The sequence below is a fragment of the Rossellomorea sp. FS2 genome (genome assembly GCF_047915635.1).
Lineage (GTDB): Bacteria > Bacillota > Bacilli > Bacillales > Bacillaceae_B > Rossellomorea > Rossellomorea marisflavi_A.
On the sequence record NZ_JBLRVS010000007.1, the window covers coordinates 344,345 to 360,103 of the forward strand.

The window sequence follows — 15,759 nt, forward strand, 5'->3', positions numbered from 1 at the left end:
TGCTTTAAAAGCATATTCTCTATATACACTTCTGAATTTTAGCACAATTAGTGCCTTTATTCACTTAATTTTCCATATTAAGGTATAAAATAGAGAGTAAGGGCTATATAAGATATACCACATCCGCTATAATATGTCGAAAAAAAACCGCTCCTATTCATATCGGAGCGGTTTTCCATTTCTTATATTCTTTTTTCGACCTTCAGCTTATGAAGCATATCGGCTGTCATCTTCGACAGGTCATACGTGCAGCTGAATCCCCACTCTTCCACCGCGGCGGAAGAATCGATGGCATCCGGCCAGCTTTCAGCGATGGCCTGTCTGACGGGATCGACCTGGTAGTCGATTTTGAAGTCAGGCTGATGAACCTGGATGGCCTTCTCGAAATGCTCAGGCGCTGCGCTCATGGCACTTACGTTGAAAGAATTGCGGTGGATGAGCTTCGATCCATCCGCTTCCATCAGGTTGATGATGGCATCAAGTGCGTCCGGCATATACATCATATCCATGAAGGTACCCTCACCGATATAGGAAGTGTAACGATTCTGCTTGATGGCTTCATAGTAGATTTCTACTGCATAATCCGTCGTCCCTCCACCCGGAAGCGTTTCGTATGAAATCAAGCCCGGGAATCGCAGCCCCCTGGTATCCACACCGAATTTTGTGAAGTAATAATCCGATAACAATTCACCGGACACTTTATTCACCCCGTACATCGTCGTCGGTCGCATGATGGTATCCTGCGGTGTCGCCTTCTTGGGTGTACTTGGTCCGAATGCTCCGATCGAGCTTGGGGTGAAGAATTGACAATCCAATTCCCTGGCCGTTTCAAGGGCATTGACGAGCCCTCCCATATTCAAGTTCCATGCAAGCAGCGGCTTTGCTTCGGCTGTAGCCGACAATAGGGCGGCAAGGTGGATGATCGTATCGACTTGGTTCGTCTTGGCTAGCTCGAACATGCGCTTTTCATCGGTTACATCCAGCTGCGCGAAGGGTCCCCCGGTCACAACGGGACTGTCGGCCTCCCTGATATCTGTTGCCAATACGTGATCCGCGCCGTAAACCTCGCGGAGACGGGTCGTAAGTTCCGAGCCAATCTGTCCCAACGCACCGGTGACAAGAATCTTCTTCATCTTAGTTCCTCCTGTATATCGTTGATGATAAGGGAATTAAAGGATTCCCAGCTCTTTTCCGACTTTTTCATATGCTTCGACCGCTTGATCAAGCATCTCTTTCGTATGGGCTGCCGATGGCATATTCCGTACCCGACCCGTTCCGCGGGGCACTGTAGGGAATACGATGGACTTCGCATAAACCCCTTCTTCATACAGGCGCTTACTGAAATTTTGGGTAGCCTGCTCATCACCGATGATGACAGGAGTGATCGGCGTTTCAGATTTCCCGATATCAAAGCCAAGCCCTGAAAGTTTTTCCTTGAGGTAGGCACTATTTTCCCACATTTTGTCCTGCAGTTCCGTACTGTTCATCAACAAGTCCAGCGCTTCCGTACACGCGGTCACATCCGCAGGCGTCAGGGATGTCGAGAATAAGAACGGGCGGGATCGCACCTTCAACCAGTCGATCAGGTTTTGAGTACCGGCCACATATCCACCTACTACCCCGATGGCTTTCGACAGCGTACCCATTTGGAAATCGACTTTATGAGAGAGACCGAAATGCTTCACTGTACCGGCCCCTTTACCAAGAACACCGGAACCATGGGCATCATCCACATAGGTCATGATATCGAATTCCTCTGCGATTTCGACGATTTCAGGTAGCTTGCATACATCTCCGTCCATAGAGAAGACCCCGTCCGTGATGATCATGATTTTAGCGTAAAGACCCGATTCTTTCGCTTCCTTCGCCTTCGCACGCAAATCTTCCATATCCGAGTGGTTGAATCGGATGATCTTGGCACGGGACAGACGGCATCCGTCGATGATGGACGCATGGTTCAATTCATCGGAAAGAATGGCATCATGTTTATCCATCACCGCAGAAATGGCTGCCATATTGCAATTGAAGCCCGATTGATACGCGATGGCCGCTTCGGTTCCCTTGAATTCAGCAAGCTTTTCTTCCAGTTTCACGTGAAGGTCGAGTGTTCCGTTGATTGTCCGGACAGCACCTGCTCCGACACCATATTCTTTCACCGCTTCGATGGCCACTTTTTTCAAGCGCTCATCTGTTGCAAGTCCAAGATAATTATTTGAAGAGAGATTCACAAGTTCCTTGCCTTTAATCGTAATGACGGGTCCGTTTGCCCCTTCCAACGGATCGATTTCATTATAGAGACCTTTTGATTTTAGATCCTGCAGATTGTCCTGTAAGAAATGGTCCAGGGTTTTACTTGTCATCTTTGTGACCTCCTTGTTTATGTAAGCGTTTTATAGACAATTGTGCACTCCAGAAAGACATTCACTAGTATAATATTAGCTATTTTCATACCATTTTACACAGATAAGTTTAACATGTTTCTCCATGATGGACAAAATAATTCTTTCGGAAATGGGGGATTCTCTGTCTATGATGATGTCACTAGTATGCGGTTGGCGGGACAAATTGATTCCTATAAAAAAAGAAGCCGACCCTAAGGCCGGCTTCTTGATGATCAGTGCTTCTTCTTTGGTTTTTTCTTATCCTTCAATTTGACTTCATACGTGAAATCGACTGGGTTTTTATCATGTGGCGGAGCTGCATAGGAAGTAATCATATAGTTACTTCCATCCTTGAAGAGCTGTCGAAGCTTCAAGGCATTGGTTTCCGTCACATTGAATGGGTCAACCTGAATGACTTTATACTTGGTTTTCGGGTTCTTTTTGTTGCCTACCTGTCTTTCATTGATGAAGGTAACCGTATATTCCACGTACTCTCCTAGGATTTCCGCTTTCGATTTAAAGACGTCCAGATTGGACCCATCCTGCTTGAAGCCGATTTCCGGGATCTCAATATTATCAATGAACCAGCCTGAGTCATTATAGCCCCAGTCCGTCAGATAGCGGAAGGAGATCAAGATTTCCTTCCCGGCGTATTGATTCAAATCAAATGTTTCTTTTTGCCAGTCTTCATAGTGACCGGTGAAACCAGGAACATTATCTTTGATTTTAGGATATCCCTGTCCATCCACATCCGAACGGGTATTTTCGTTCTCAAGCGATGTCCATGTCTTCCCATTATCTTCAGAAACTTGGACCATAGCGTAATCCCATGCTTCTTCAATATCGATGAAATTGTCGAAGGAGAGGGTGGCTTTGTCCACTTTTGACAGATCTGCTTCTAATACGATGGCACTGTCCAGTTCGTCCCCTTCATTAGCCCAGAGCACTTTGTTGCCCGACCCTTTGGGATCATCGACGCTTTTCCATTTGACCGGAAGGAAGTCCACTCCATCGAAATTGATCGTGTCGACCTTCCCTTTAAAATCAAGCTCTTTGAAGTCCCCTCCCCATGCAGGGACCCCTTCTTTTTCATACTCGAGCGCTTTCTCATAATCAACGGTCTTGCCGCGCTTCGTGCCTTTACTGTCGACAGGTAGATCCCTCAGATCGATGCTGTCGAAATCATACTTCCCTCCAGAACCGTCATCAATGGCGAGGGCCGTAATGAAGTGTTGATAAAGGGTGGTGAAGTCCTCCTTCGCTCCATATTCCTTCAGCATGTGATCGACACTCTCAATTCCATGCTTCTGGTCTGTGGCAAGATCCCTGATGAATTCCTGCCCATACTTATCGTACATATAGAGGGTGAAGAGATAGACCTGTCCATAGTCTGCAATCGTTTCCGGTCCTGTTTCCGCACTGCGGTGTTCATCCCAGTTCACCAGGGAGTTTTCCGGGTGATCAAGATAGAAGTTCACAGAACCCTCATTGGAACCATATCCTCCGAGGAACTCGGAGAATGTCGACATCCCTTCATTCAGCCATGTCTCTTCAGCCGGGTCGTTATCGGCATGGATCAAATGCTGGAGTTCATGAATTGTCGTACCGAAGAAGGTATTCTCGAGCCTGGTTTCCCAGCTGTTCGTATCAATCGTGATGATGTTCCGGTCCGTATAGTTTTCAAGGGTCTGCCAGAAGAAGCCTGCCACGAAGAACGGATAGCTAGGATCGTAGTAGCCGTCATCCTTGATGTTGTCGACCAGCATGATCACCTTGTCACTGCCCTCGTAATAGTTATCCGGCAAGCCAACCATTCTTGGAACGGTGGCATTTGATCCATCCAACTCATCCGGCATGCCGAAGAAATCCGTCGCAGTCGGATAGATGTTCGAATCGAACTCATCCTTCAGTTTATCTACCTGCTCCTGAGTGACCACATGGGGAGGACGGGGATCTCCTTCAGGGAATGCAAGGTCATTCGCCACCCAGATCTCCACGTTGTCGCCCACACTTCTCAGAGTGAATTGTTTGAATTCCAGGTCCCGATCAAGGAATAGCTTTGTCCCTCCGTCGTATGTAAATTCACTTGTCTGTTTATTGCTCTGGGCTTTCACTTCACCTTTTTGATCGAACTTGAACTCTTTCACCTGTTTTTTCAGCTTTCCTTCAGCTTTATTCAGGAAGTTTTCGTTTTCAGACAGTGACTCAAGATGACCATCGATATCGATGCGATCACCGTATCGCTCGGTGTTCCAGTTGGCAGTTGTCGGAGTGGACTCGGCCGAGACCTCCTGTGAGAATGGTGCCAACAGTCCCAGTGCCAAAGCACCGGTGGAAAGAATGGAAAACAATTTAGTTTTCAAATACATAATCCCCTCTCTATGAGAATAGTTATAATATAAGCGAAATAATCATAACACACTAAATTTTCAGAATATATAAGCCGAAAGTTTCTTCTCTCTCTTCGTTATTTATGGTATTTTCTGATATTACGCTTATAACTGATACTGACGATCTATGGTTTCGACATGGTTCGATGATCCTTATACGTTGATGCGTTTAAAACAGGGCCTTTTCCCCCATCCCATCGACGAAATCCCATTCTCAACTGCAAAGGTTAATTGAAAGTGGGGATACCCGTCGATTGATATCGAAGAATACAGGACAGGGCATTAAAAAAACAGCCCTATCTCTAAGGCTGCTTTCCTATTCTATGCTCAAGCAAAGCTTCATTCATCCGACGCAACGCCATGTCGATTCTCTCTTTGGGACAGGCAATGTTCATTCGGATGAACGCACTGCCGGTCTCTCCGAATTTGAATCCTTCATCGAATTTCACTCTGGCCTTCTCCAGGAAGAAGGTACAAAGCTCTTCACCGCTCATGCCGAGTTTCTGACAGTCGATCCAGATCAGGTGGGTGGCTTCCGGCTGAATCGCCTGAAGTTCAGGCATGTATTCCTTGATGTAATTCAATACATACTGTTTGTTATCCTCCAACACCATTAGAAGTTCTTCGAGCCACGGAATCCCTTCCTCATAGGCAGCGATGGTGCCTTCAATCCCGAATACGTTGGGACGCATCAGCCCGAAGGATGTGAGCTTCTCTTGATAACGCTGCTGCAATTCCTTATTCGGGATCATCAGTATGGACGTCTGAAGCCCGGCGATGTTAAACGTTTTGCTCGGGGCCGAGCAGACGATGGTACGATCCCTCACGGAAGGATCCGCCTGGATGAAAGGAAAATGCTGATTCCCCTCGAACACGAGGTCGCCATGCATTTCATCTGAAATGATCCAAAGATCATGTTCTTTCGCAATCGCCGCTACCCGCTCCAGCTCTTCTTTTGTCCACACCCTGCCGACAGGATTATGGGGACTGCAGAGGATCAGGACCTTTGCTTTTGAAGAACGCGCTTTTTCCTCCAAGTCATCAAAGTCCATCTCATAGCGCCCATTTTCATAGAGAAGCGTATTCTTCAGAACCGTGCATCCATGCGCCTCGATCGTGCTGTAGAATGGATAGTAGACGGGATCCTGCAGGATGACGCCATCCCCCGGCTCTGTGAGGACCGAAAGAAGGACGTTGATGCCCGGAATGATCCCAGGACTGAATGAAATCCATTCCTTCTGGATCTTGATGCCATACTGCTTGTCCCACCAGCCGATGATCGAGTCGAAGTACCGGTCACTGAAGGTGGTATATCCATAAATTCCATGAGCAGCTTTCTTTTGCAATGCCTCCACGATGGCAGGGGAAACCTGAAAATCCATATCTGCTATGCACATCGGTATGACATCCTCCTGTGGATACGACCATTTAACCGAGTGGGTATTCGTTCTCTCGATGCAATCATTCCAGTTCATGTTCCCTTACCCCCTGATTTTGTTGATATGCTTCATTCCTTCGCGCTCACTGAGCGGTGCGAGATCTTCGTTTTCTATAAAATCCTCCACCGCCGTCGGGTTTGTCTTCGAGTACTCCCGGAGAGCCCAGCCGATCGCTTTTTGGATGAAGAATTCCTTGGAATCTTGTTTTTTCCTGATATAGCCGAATAGACGGTCTTCATCGGTCTTATCTTTATATTTCAGCTGATAAAGGATGGCCGACCGATTCAGCCAGATATGATCTGATGTGATCCACCGTTCAGGATATCCTCCATCTCCATGTTTCAGGAAAATGGATCCTGCAAGGTTCGGGGCGATGCCATCAATGGTATCCCACCAGGACTTTTTGACGATGAGCTCTTCAAGGAGCGGTAGATGGTCAAGGGTCAGCTTCTTGACCTTCCTTGAAAGGAGGTAGAGAGCGGCATACTGACACTCCCGCCCCGGTTCGTCCCAGAGCAATTTCGTGACGGAAGGCAGCTCTTGCAGAGGGGGATCCCCGTACTGCTTGACAAAGTCCTTGAGAGCAGCGTTGCGCTCAGGCGTTTTGATGCCATAAAACGAGAACTGATTTCGCATATACGCTTCCATCGGCACCCGGTTTTCTTCTGATTCCATCTCTTTGAAGCATCGGAGGAGGGTGGCCGTATATGTCCTCACATGACTTGAACATGCGAGACAGACCCTAAGTTCCTCATCTCCCTGATAAAAGCCATTCTCACAATAGATGTCACACCCGCATGCTTCACAATTTGTCACAAGCTCTCTCATCCCGGTTCCCCCTCATTCTGCTCAAGCTACCCTGCAAGGGTTGCATCCTCTCGATGACGTGCAATCGTTGTCTCAACCCAATTCCTGCTCATGGGCAAGGACCAGCCTACCACCTGTCCGACACCGAGAGCGATCACGATCGTTCCGAACCCTACGGGGCCGCCAAGCAGCCAGCCTGCAATCAATACGACCAGTTCCATGCCGTTCCTCACCCACTGGACGCGCCAGCCGGTCTTATCCACGATTAAGAGCATAAGACTGTCCCTGGGGCCAGCTCCCAGTCCTGCAGCTACATAAATACCGATCCCGATTCCCATGATGATGATCCCGATACACAGTACACCTGCCTGTATCCATAAAGACGAAGGGTCAGGAAGAAGATAGTTGAAGATGTCTATAAAAATCCCCACAAGGAGCATATTGATGAAGGCACCCAGTTTCGGGATTGATTTTGTCATGATCCCGGTGAAGGAGAGGATGACGATTCCCGCAATGATCGACCAGGCCCCAATGCTCAATCCGGCATTCAGGAATAGCCCATAATGAAGGACGTCCCATGGACCGATGCCAAGATCCTTCCCTTTAATGGTCAACGTAATGCCGAACGCCATGATGATCAACCCGACAAAGAAAAATCCCCAACGGGTCATCCGTTCCCTTTTCATTTTCTATCACTCTTTCTCTCTTTCATAATGCACCCACTTTACCACATATTCACCTTCAAAGAAATTTCACCAAGCCGATTGGGTTTGTTGGATATTCATTATGAAAAAACGAATTGGATATCCGGATGAGATTGAGTTGAACGCGCTTTCTTCACTCCTTCCGTCATTCCCCAAAATTCGACCCCCTAAAACCGAACAATACGACTGGATTCTTGTTTTATATTCGTGTTATAATCATTTTGCATCTATTAAGCAGTGACTGGCGAAAATGTGGAAATGACCACAAGGGAGCTGCGTTCATATACCCATTTGCCGTTCGCCTGGGCATAATGATTGGGCCATATCCATGAGCTACACGATAACAGCCTTAAAACATTTCAGGAGGGATCGCAATGGAACCATTGATCTTAAACGGAAGTAAAGTCGCAACAGACGTAAAGGAACAATTAAAAATACGTGTTGAAGCATTGAAAGAACAAGGGGTTACCCCATGCCTTGCCACCGTACTGGTAGGAGACGACCCGTCCTCTGCCACATATGTCAAGATGAAGGGGAACGCCTGCGCGAAAATCGGTATGGAATCAAGAAAGATCCATCTCCCGGCAGAAACGACGACAGAAGAGTTATTGGCCGTCCTTGATGGACTCAATGACGATTCTACGGTCCATGGCATCCTTCTCCAACACCCCGTGCCGTCCCAAATCGATGAGCGCGCCGCTTTTGAACGCATTTCCATCGAAAAGGATGTAGACGGTGTAACCAGCCACGGCTTCGGTCAAAACGCATTGGGCTTTGGTGAATTCCCGTCCTGCACCCCGGCAGCGATCATGGAAATCATCGATTACTACAATGTAGACCCCAAAGGAAAGCACGCCGTAGTGGTAGGAAGAAGTCCGATCCTGGGTAAACCTGTCTCCATGATGCTATTGAACCGAAACGCCACGGTGACCACGTGTCATTCCTATACAGAAAACCTCCCCGCCCTCCTTGCTGATGCGGACATCGTCGTTGCAGCAGTAGGTAAACCAAACTTCATCCAAGGAGATTGGTTGAAAGAGGGAGCCATTGTCCTCGACGCCGGATACAACCCCGGAAATGTGGGCGACATCGATTATGAAAGCTGCTATGCAAAAGCATCGGCCATTACACCCGTCCCTGGTGGTGTCGGCCCCGTAACGATCTCCATGCTGTTGAAGCAGACGGTGGACGCAGCTGAAAAATACGGAAAAACCAATTCATGATGCACCCGACCGCCCCTAAAGGGCGGTTTTTTTATTTTACTCTCCCAACGACTTATGTTTTCCAACCAGTTCGGCAATCATGGTAGTGACGTAATGAAAAGGAGCGTGAATTCATGAATCATCAGCATCCGGAACCTTATTGGAGGAAGGATATCCACCTCCCCTCCTACCCAAAGCTTGACCGTAACCTCAAGGTGGAAACGGTCGTGGTCGGTGGGGGCATCGCTGGGATCACCACTGCATATTTCCTTGCCAAAAGCGGAAAGAAGGTGGCTCTGATCGAAGCAGACCGGTTATTGAATGGGACAACCGGTCACACGACAGCCAAGATCACAGCGCAACATGGCCTTATATACGATGAACTGATTCAGCATTTCGGTACAGAATACGCCAGGCATTATTACGAATCCAATGTGAAGGCGCTGGACTGGATCAGAAATTTGGCAAAAGAAGTCGACTGTGGCTTCAGTGAACAGGATGCCTATGTCTATGCGGAAACGAATGAGTATCTGCAGAAGGTACAAAAAGAGTATGAAGCGTATCTTGAACTTGGAATCGACGGAGAACTGGTGGAAACCATCCCCCTCGACATTCCCATTAAACAGGCCATCGTCATGAAAGGGCAGGCCCAGTTTCACCCTCTGAAATTCTTTAAGCACCTCATTGAATCCTTTATTGAACTTGGCGGTCAAGTATTCGAACAAACCCCTGCCGAGACCATTGAAGACGACACGGCAACAAAGGTCATAACATCGAGCGGTTATCATCTGGAATGTAATAAGGTAGCGATCTGCACACACTTCCCCTTCTTTGATGGAATGGGGCTTTACTTCACCAAGATGTATGCGGAGCGCTCCTATATCATCGGAATCAAATCGGAGAAAAAATTCCCTGGTGGAATGTATATCAATGCGGAAGATCCTTCCCGTTCCTTCCGCTCGGTCGTGCATGAAGGCGGGGAGCTGATCCTGATCGGTGGAGAGAATCATAAAGCCGGGCAGGGCAAGGATACACAGGAACACTATGAATCCTTGGAGAAATGCGGAAGTGCGGTGTTCGGGAAATCTGATACACTTCACCGGTGGTCTGCCCAGGACTTGATTTCAGTTGATAAAGTTCCTTATATCGGAACACTCACAGAGAAGCACCCTACCATCTTCGTAGCCACGGGCTTCAAAAAATGGGGGATGACGACCGGACCTTTATCGGGAATGATCCTGTCCGATTTGATACTTGGTCATCATAATATATACGCTGACCTCTACACCCCTTCACGATTTGTCGCCGACCCAAGCATTAAACACTTCATCTCGCAGAATGCCGATGTGGCCAAGCATCTTATAAAAGGAAAACTCCAGATTCCATTCAAGTCTTCCCGGGACCTCAAGAACGGGGAAGGAGCTGTCGTCTGGCATGGAGGGAAGAAATGCGGAGGGTATCGGGACGAGGAAGGCAGGCTCCACCTCGTGGATACCGCCTGTACCCATTTAGGCTGTGAAACTGCTTGGAACCAAGGTGATCTTACATGGGATTGTCCTTGTCATGGATCGCGTTTTTCTCCTGAAGGTACAGTCATTGAAGGACCAGCCCAAAAGCCGCTTCCATCGATTGATGAATAATCTATGACCCGGGAAATATTTATCGCAGGATATGACAAAACTAATTGAAAAGGGACCGCTCAAGCGGTCCCTTTTCAATTAAATAAGATTCTGAAATCCCCATACCCTTCTTCCTCAAGCAAATCTTTCGGGATGAACCGGAGAGCCGCTGAATTGATGCAGTACCTCAACCCGTCAGGTCCTGGTCCGTCGGTAAACACGTGGCCAAGATGGGAATCGGCTTCCCTGCTGCGGACTTCCATACGTGTCGAACGATGACTGAGGTCATACCGTTCCGTCACACTTGCATTCATGACAGGTTTTGTAAAGCTCGGCCATCCGCATCCACTATCATACTGATCCCTCGAGGTGAATAAAGGCTCCCCGGAGACGATATCGACATAGATGCCTTCTTCCCGGTTATCCCAGTACTCATTCTCATAAGGAGGCTCCGTCCCATTTTCCTGGGTGACACGGTATTGCAAGGGAGTGAGCGTCTCTTTCAGATAAGAACGGTCTTCTGGCCAATGTTCCTTTATAAACGCGTCCCTTCCAGACCCCCGTTTATAAAGGGCATAGCGGAACATATTCTTTTTATAGAAATCCTGGTGGTACTCCTCCGCTTTGTGAAATACAGCAGCAGGAAGGATCTCTGTTGCAATCGGCTTTGCAAATTTCCCGCTGTGTTGAAGCTCTTCACGCGATTTCACCGCCGCGATCCGCTGTTCTTCGGAGTGATAAAAGATCACCGTTCGATAGGGTGTACCCCGATCATTGAATTGTCCTTCAGCATCCGTGGGATCGATCTGCCTCCAATACACCTCCAGAAGCCGTTCATATGGGAAAAGCGAGGGATCAAAATGAATTTCGACTGCCTCCACATGGCCGCTTTCACCCCTCACGACCTCTTTATAGGACGGAGCATCACCTTTGCCTCCGGTATATCCTGAAGTAACGGAAATAATCCCATCAAGTTGATCAAAGGGCTCGACCATGCACCAGAAGCATCCTCCTGCAAATGTTGCTTTCTCCACCAGAATCCCTACCCTTCGAAATATAGATGATAATGATTGCTGCAGCCCGGATTGAATGGAGCCTGACAGTGAGGACAAGAGGACTGACAGTTCATATACTGCAGGATACTCAATTCCGATCGACACTTCCCACAAAGGACGGCCTTCTCATTCCACTCTTCCCGTCCCCATAAAACCGGCTCATGATCAGTCATTTCCTCATGGCATTTGTGACATGGATAGTAGGTGTCACAGCATTTGAATTTGATGGCGATTATATCCTTTTCTGTATGGTAATGTCCGCATCTTGTTTCTTCATCGACGTTTATGCCTTTGACTGGTATCGCTTGATTGGACATATTCATCCCCCGTTCAGATTCGTCATTCTCTTCCCCCATACTATACAATATTCATAAAGAAGGAGGGAAATAAAATGAAAATCATCGTCTTTGGCGCAACAGGTGCCACCGGAACAGAAGTGATGAAACAGGCAAAAGAACGGGGATTGGACGTGACGGCGTTCGTGCGGAATCCTGCCAAACTTCCCGATCATTCAACCTTCATCCAGGGAGACGCTACGGACAGAAAGGCTGTCCAGGCAGCGCTGCAGGGACAGGATGCGGTCATTTCTTGCCTGGGGGCATCTGGTCTTGGAAAGACAACACAGCTCAGTATCATGACCGGTCATATCCTCTCCGGCATGCAGCTCTACGGAGCGAAATCGATCCATTATGTCGCCTCTGCCGGCATTGATCATGAAATATCAGGATTACAAGGTAAGTTGGCCCAGTTCATTCTGCGCAATGTGCTGAAGGACCACCGGGAAGCCGTTTCCCTGATCAAGGACAGTGGATTTCGCTATACCATCGCCCGACCCATGCAGCTGATCAATGGACCTTTCACAGGTGACTATCGGACTCACCCCGCCTCCATTCCTGAAGGAGGAAGGAAAATATCCAGAGCGGATGTTGCCCATTTCCTGTTGGAAAGCCTCCACCACGACGCGTATGCCAACGCATCAATCGGCCTTGCCTATTGAAGGACTTTCGGGGTGAACCCCGGAGGTCTTTCCCCCAATCTCTTTCATCCCTCACAGTGCGTTTCCCTTTGTAAAAGCAAAAGGTTTTCAGACAGGTTGGTTTTGTGGTATATTACTTCGAGTGTCTAAACAAAATCAACTACGGAGGTGGTCTTATCAAGACTGAACAACCGACCAAGACCGCTCCTTCTTACACAAAGACGGTTGCATTCCTCAGCCTGACCATATGGCTGGTCGTCATGAACACGACCATGTTCAATGTCGCCCTTCCAAATATCCTTCATGAGTTCTCTTTGAAGCCTTCAGAGGGTGCTTGGATCGTATCGGGCTATTCTATCGTCTTGGCGATCGGGACGATTACGTATACACGCCTGTCCGACTATCTCCCGATCAGGCGCTTGATCATCATCGGGATTGTTGTGTTCGGTTTGGGTTCCCTTTCTGGTTTCTTTGCCGATTCATTCTTATGGTTACTGCTGTCCCGTTTGTTCCAGGCAGCCGGTGCCGCGGCCATTCCTGGACTGTCCATGGTATTTGCCAGCAGATTTATTCCAATGGCGGTACGGGGTCGCGCCCTTGCCATGATCGCCTCTGCATCGTCCCTCGGCTTCGGACTTGGACCTGTTGTAGGAGGAGTCATCACTGACTATCTTAACTGGAATTATCTCTTCCTGGTTACCCTTCTCGTCATCGTCATGATTCCCGTCCTTTATAAGCTGTTGCCCGCTGAAACAGTCCGAAAAGGCGCATTCGACATATGGGGAGCCATCATGACCGGAGTGGGTGTCACATTCTTCCTTCTCTTCATTTCCGGATTCAATTGGATTCATCTCGCAGTAGCCCTTATATTCTTTGCGGCCCTGTGGATCAGGATCCATAAAATCGAACTCCCTTTCATTCAGCCAAAACTGATCAGGGATAAGGGCTATAGGAAGATCTTGTACATGAGCTATATGGGGTTCGTGACGCACTTTGCCATTCTGCTCGTCATGCCCCTTATGCTAAAAAGCATCTTTGACAAGAATCCGACCACTATGGGATTGATCATCTTCCCGGGTGCGATGCTTTCGGCTGTTGCCGCCATCTATGTGGGCAGACTGATCGATAAGTACGGGAATATGCGTGTGATGGTGATGGCCCACTGCCTTCTCCTGATCTCGACCATCCTGTTCTTCTTCCTGTCACCGATCAGCGAATACATGATCATGCTCGCCTATATGTTCACGAGCTTCGGATTCTCAAGTCTCTCTTCAAGTACCACAAACGAAGTCTCCCGCGTGGTGAACAGGGATCTTGTCGGATCCGGAATGGGTATGAAGCAGCTGCTTCACTATGTCGGCAGTGCTTCCGGCTCGGTCATCGGAGGCTTGATCGTAGAGATGGGCGGAGTCGATTATGGTGTCGATGCGTTCAGGAATACGTTCCTTGTCCTCATCATCGCCATGATCCTATCCTTCCTGATCCTGATGTTCTATCATCGTCAATTAAAGAAAACGGTATGATTCCCAAGCCCTGCGCCTTCAAGCGCAGGGTTTTTTCGTATCGGCAGGAGCGTGCTGAATAAAATAACAATGCCTGGGTTCCCTTCTTACCTTTGTGGGTATAGTAGGAAGGACATTATATATAGAATAGGGGAGTCCATTTGAAAAAGCGCCCATGGTACAAAAAGAAACGATGGTTGATCGGTCTTGCGATCATCATGCTTTTATCAACCATCATGTTTTATCAGCGCACCAAACCTCTGCCTGACGGTGTTTCATACGCTGGAGGCATCCATTCCATTCCTGAAGAAGACGTTGAGTTCATCTACGACCTCACGTATCAAAAGGATGGAAAGGAGGAATACGATCATTCCATATTTGATGAAGTCAACAAAACCGTCAGTGAAGCAGAAGACTTCCTGATTCTCGATCTTTTCCTCTTCAACGGCTACACGAAAAACGACCGGAACTATCCTAAGATAAGCGAAGAGCTATCAAAGACGATTCAGGAACGGATGAAAGAAAAACCCGATCTTAAAGTCGTCTTCATCAGCGATGATGTCAATACAACATACGGTTCCCATAAAGCCGACCAGCTCGAACCGTTGAAAGAACTCGGTGCCGAAGTGATCTTCACTGATCTCGATCGTCTTCGGGACCCGAACCTCCTGTATTCAGGCGTGTGGAGAGCCGGTATTCAATGGTTCGGACAAAAAGGAAATGGGTGGCTGCCGAATCCCATGGCCCCATCGGCCCCTGAAGTAACGGCACGATCATACCTCAAACTGCTGAATGTAAAAGCGAATCACCGGAAAGTGGTAATCAGCGAGAAGGAAGGCATGGTCCTTAGCGCCAATCCTCACGACGCCAGCGGGTTCCATTCCAATATCGCGTTCAGGGTGAAGGGGGACATCCTCAAAGATATGATCAAGGCCGAAAAGGCCGTCGCCGCTTTCTCAGGAGGAAATATGAACGCGTTCCCTTCTGATAAGGAAGTGGATGAACTCATCACCCATGTAGAAGCATCTGGTGGAAAAGAAGTAAAAGCACAGATCCTTACTGAGAGAAAGGTCCAGACCAACGTCGTGAAGGCACTCGACAAGGCGAAAGAAGGAGATGAGGTGTGGATCGGCATGTTTTATCTGGCAGACCGTGATATCATTGACGCCATTGAAAACGCAGCAGATCGCAAAGTAGATGTTCGCATGGTCCTTGACCCGAACCAGAATGCGTTTGGACAGGAGAAAATCGGATTGCCAAACCTCCCCATCGCATCAGAGCTGAACAAGTTGGATAACGAACACATCTCCATCCGCTGGTACAACACCAACAAAGAGCAGTATCATACCAAGTTCATTTATGTAAAAGGAAAAGAAAGCTCCACCGTCATAGGAGGCTCAAGCAACTATACGTCAAGGAACCTCGATGACTATAATCTCGAAGAAAACATTCTTTTCACAGGAGCTCCGGACAGCCGTCTCATGACAGATGTAGATGATTACTTACAGCGCATCTGGAATAATGAAAACGGAACGTATACCGTCGAGTATAAGAAATATCAAGATAAATTACCGATCTTCAAATACATCATGTATGTCCTTCAAAAAGTATTCCAAGTCACAACGTATTAGGGTTTAACCTCTTCTAAATGGGGAATATCTAAAGTAATACCAATAATACATCA

Annotated in this window: 13 protein-coding genes and 1 riboswitch; of the genes, 5 read left to right on the forward strand and 8 right to left on the reverse strand. The window is 47.9% G+C overall.

What is annotated here, in order from left to right:
- Window positions 1-182: 182 nt before the first annotated feature.
- The 6 genes from ACNA6I_RS21095 to ACNA6I_RS21120 form a co-directional block, all read right to left on the reverse strand.
- On the reverse strand, window positions 183-1,133 hold the full coding sequence (locus ACNA6I_RS21095) for an L-threonine 3-dehydrogenase (protein WP_416314128.1): 951 nt from the start codon (window positions 1,131-1,133) through the stop codon (window positions 183-185).
- A 36-nt stretch (window positions 1,134-1,169) separates the two neighbouring features.
- Window positions 1,170-2,360 carry a glycine C-acetyltransferase gene (locus ACNA6I_RS21100; RefSeq protein WP_048004778.1) on the reverse strand — a complete coding sequence of 397 codons (1,191 nt, stop codon included), beginning with the start codon at window positions 2,358-2,360 and terminating at the stop codon, window positions 1,170-1,172.
- A gap of 254 nt (window positions 2,361-2,614) precedes the next feature.
- Window positions 2,615-4,750 carry an immune inhibitor A domain-containing protein gene (locus tag ACNA6I_RS21105; RefSeq protein WP_048004777.1) on the reverse strand — a complete coding sequence of 712 codons (2,136 nt, stop codon included), beginning with the start codon at window positions 4,748-4,750 and terminating at the stop codon, window positions 2,615-2,617.
- A gap of 323 nt (window positions 4,751-5,073) precedes the next feature.
- On the reverse strand, window positions 5,074-6,246 hold the full coding sequence (locus ACNA6I_RS21110; protein ID WP_048015000.1) for a MalY/PatB family protein: 1,173 nt from the start codon (window positions 6,244-6,246) through the stop codon (window positions 5,074-5,076).
- A gap of 6 nt (window positions 6,247-6,252) precedes the next feature.
- A complete protein-coding gene (locus ACNA6I_RS21115; RefSeq protein ID WP_148794471.1) occupies window positions 6,253-7,038 on the reverse strand; it encodes a DNA alkylation repair protein in 786 nt (261 codons plus the stop codon).
- Between the two features lie 26 nt (window positions 7,039-7,064).
- The gene (locus ACNA6I_RS21120; protein WP_048004775.1) at window positions 7,065-7,703 is read right to left on the reverse strand and encodes a YczE/YyaS/YitT family protein; all 639 of its coding nucleotides are present in this window, start codon (window positions 7,701-7,703) and stop codon (window positions 7,065-7,067) included.
- Between the two features lie 245 nt (window positions 7,704-7,948).
- A riboswitch (ZMP/ZTP riboswitch) is annotated at window positions 7,949-8,036 on the forward strand.
- Between the two features lie 59 nt (window positions 8,037-8,095).
- Here ACNA6I_RS21120 and ACNA6I_RS21125 point away from each other — a divergent pair.
- Both ACNA6I_RS21125 and ACNA6I_RS21130 read left to right on the forward strand, forming a co-directional pair.
- Window positions 8,096-8,944, forward strand: a complete 849-nt coding sequence (locus ACNA6I_RS21125) for a bifunctional 5,10-methylenetetrahydrofolate dehydrogenase/5,10-methenyltetrahydrofolate cyclohydrolase (protein ID WP_048004774.1) — start codon at window positions 8,096-8,098, stop codon at window positions 8,942-8,944.
- 113 nt (window positions 8,945-9,057) lie between these two features.
- The gene (locus ACNA6I_RS21130; RefSeq protein WP_048014144.1) at window positions 9,058-10,563 is read left to right on the forward strand and encodes an FAD-dependent oxidoreductase; all 1,506 of its coding nucleotides are present in this window, start codon (window positions 9,058-9,060) and stop codon (window positions 10,561-10,563) included.
- Between the two features lie 74 nt (window positions 10,564-10,637).
- Here ACNA6I_RS21130 and msrB read toward each other — a convergent pair whose 3' ends face one another.
- Both msrB and ACNA6I_RS21140 read right to left on the reverse strand, forming a co-directional pair.
- Window positions 10,638-11,582, reverse strand: coding sequence for a peptide-methionine (R)-S-oxide reductase MsrB (gene msrB, locus ACNA6I_RS21135; protein WP_269454528.1), 945 nt, complete (start codon window positions 11,580-11,582; stop codon window positions 10,638-10,640).
- 2 nt (window positions 11,583-11,584) lie between these two features.
- A complete protein-coding gene (locus ACNA6I_RS21140) occupies window positions 11,585-11,914 on the reverse strand; it encodes a CHY zinc finger protein (protein ID WP_053072422.1) in 330 nt (109 codons plus the stop codon).
- Between the two features lie 74 nt (window positions 11,915-11,988).
- On the opposite strand from ACNA6I_RS21140, the gene ACNA6I_RS21145 reads away from it, so the two are divergent.
- From ACNA6I_RS21145 to ACNA6I_RS21155, 3 genes are all read left to right on the forward strand, one after another.
- On the forward strand, window positions 11,989-12,594 hold the full coding sequence (locus ACNA6I_RS21145; RefSeq protein WP_416314129.1) for an NAD(P)-dependent oxidoreductase: 606 nt from the start codon (window positions 11,989-11,991) through the stop codon (window positions 12,592-12,594).
- 104 nt (window positions 12,595-12,698) lie between these two features.
- Complete coding sequence (locus tag ACNA6I_RS21150) at window positions 12,699-14,096, forward strand: MFS transporter (protein WP_231579059.1); 1,398 nt, start codon at window positions 12,699-12,701, stop codon at window positions 14,094-14,096.
- Between the two features lie 140 nt (window positions 14,097-14,236).
- Complete coding sequence (locus ACNA6I_RS21155) at window positions 14,237-15,706, forward strand: phospholipase D family protein (RefSeq protein WP_416314130.1); 1,470 nt, start codon at window positions 14,237-14,239, stop codon at window positions 15,704-15,706.
- Window positions 15,707-15,759: the final 53 nt, after the last annotated feature.

Excerpts from the sequence above, each read along its gene's own strand:
- ACNA6I_RS21095 (WP_416314128.1), bottom strand. The coding sequence starts at position 1,133 with ATGAAGAAGATTCTTGTCACCGGTGCGTTGGGACAGATTGGCTCGGAA.
- ACNA6I_RS21120 (WP_048004775.1), bottom strand. The coding sequence starts at position 7,703 with ATGAAAAGGGAACGGATGACCCGTTGGGGATTTTTCTTTGTCGGGTTG.
- ACNA6I_RS21100 (WP_048004778.1), bottom strand. The coding sequence starts at position 2,360 with ATGACAAGTAAAACCCTGGACCATTTCTTACAGGACAATCTGCAGGAT.
- ACNA6I_RS21130 (WP_048014144.1), top strand. The coding sequence starts at position 9,058 with ATGAATCATCAGCATCCGGAACCTTATTGGAGGAAGGATATCCACCTC.
- ACNA6I_RS21125 (WP_048004774.1), top strand. The coding sequence starts at position 8,096 with ATGGAACCATTGATCTTAAACGGAAGTAAAGTCGCAACAGACGTAAAG.
- ACNA6I_RS21110 (WP_048015000.1), bottom strand. The coding sequence starts at position 6,246 with ATGAACTGGAATGATTGCATCGAGAGAACGAATACCCACTCGGTTAAA.
- ACNA6I_RS21145 (WP_416314129.1), top strand. The coding sequence starts at position 11,989 with ATGAAAATCATCGTCTTTGGCGCAACAGGTGCCACCGGAACAGAAGTG.
- ACNA6I_RS21105 (WP_048004777.1), bottom strand. The coding sequence starts at position 4,750 with ATGTATTTGAAAACTAAATTGTTTTCCATTCTTTCCACCGGTGCTTTG.
- ACNA6I_RS21115 (WP_148794471.1), bottom strand. The coding sequence starts at position 7,038 with ATGAGAGAGCTTGTGACAAATTGTGAAGCATGCGGGTGTGACATCTAT.
- ACNA6I_RS21140 (WP_053072422.1), bottom strand. The coding sequence starts at position 11,914 with ATGTCCAATCAAGCGATACCAGTCAAAGGCATAAACGTCGATGAAGAA.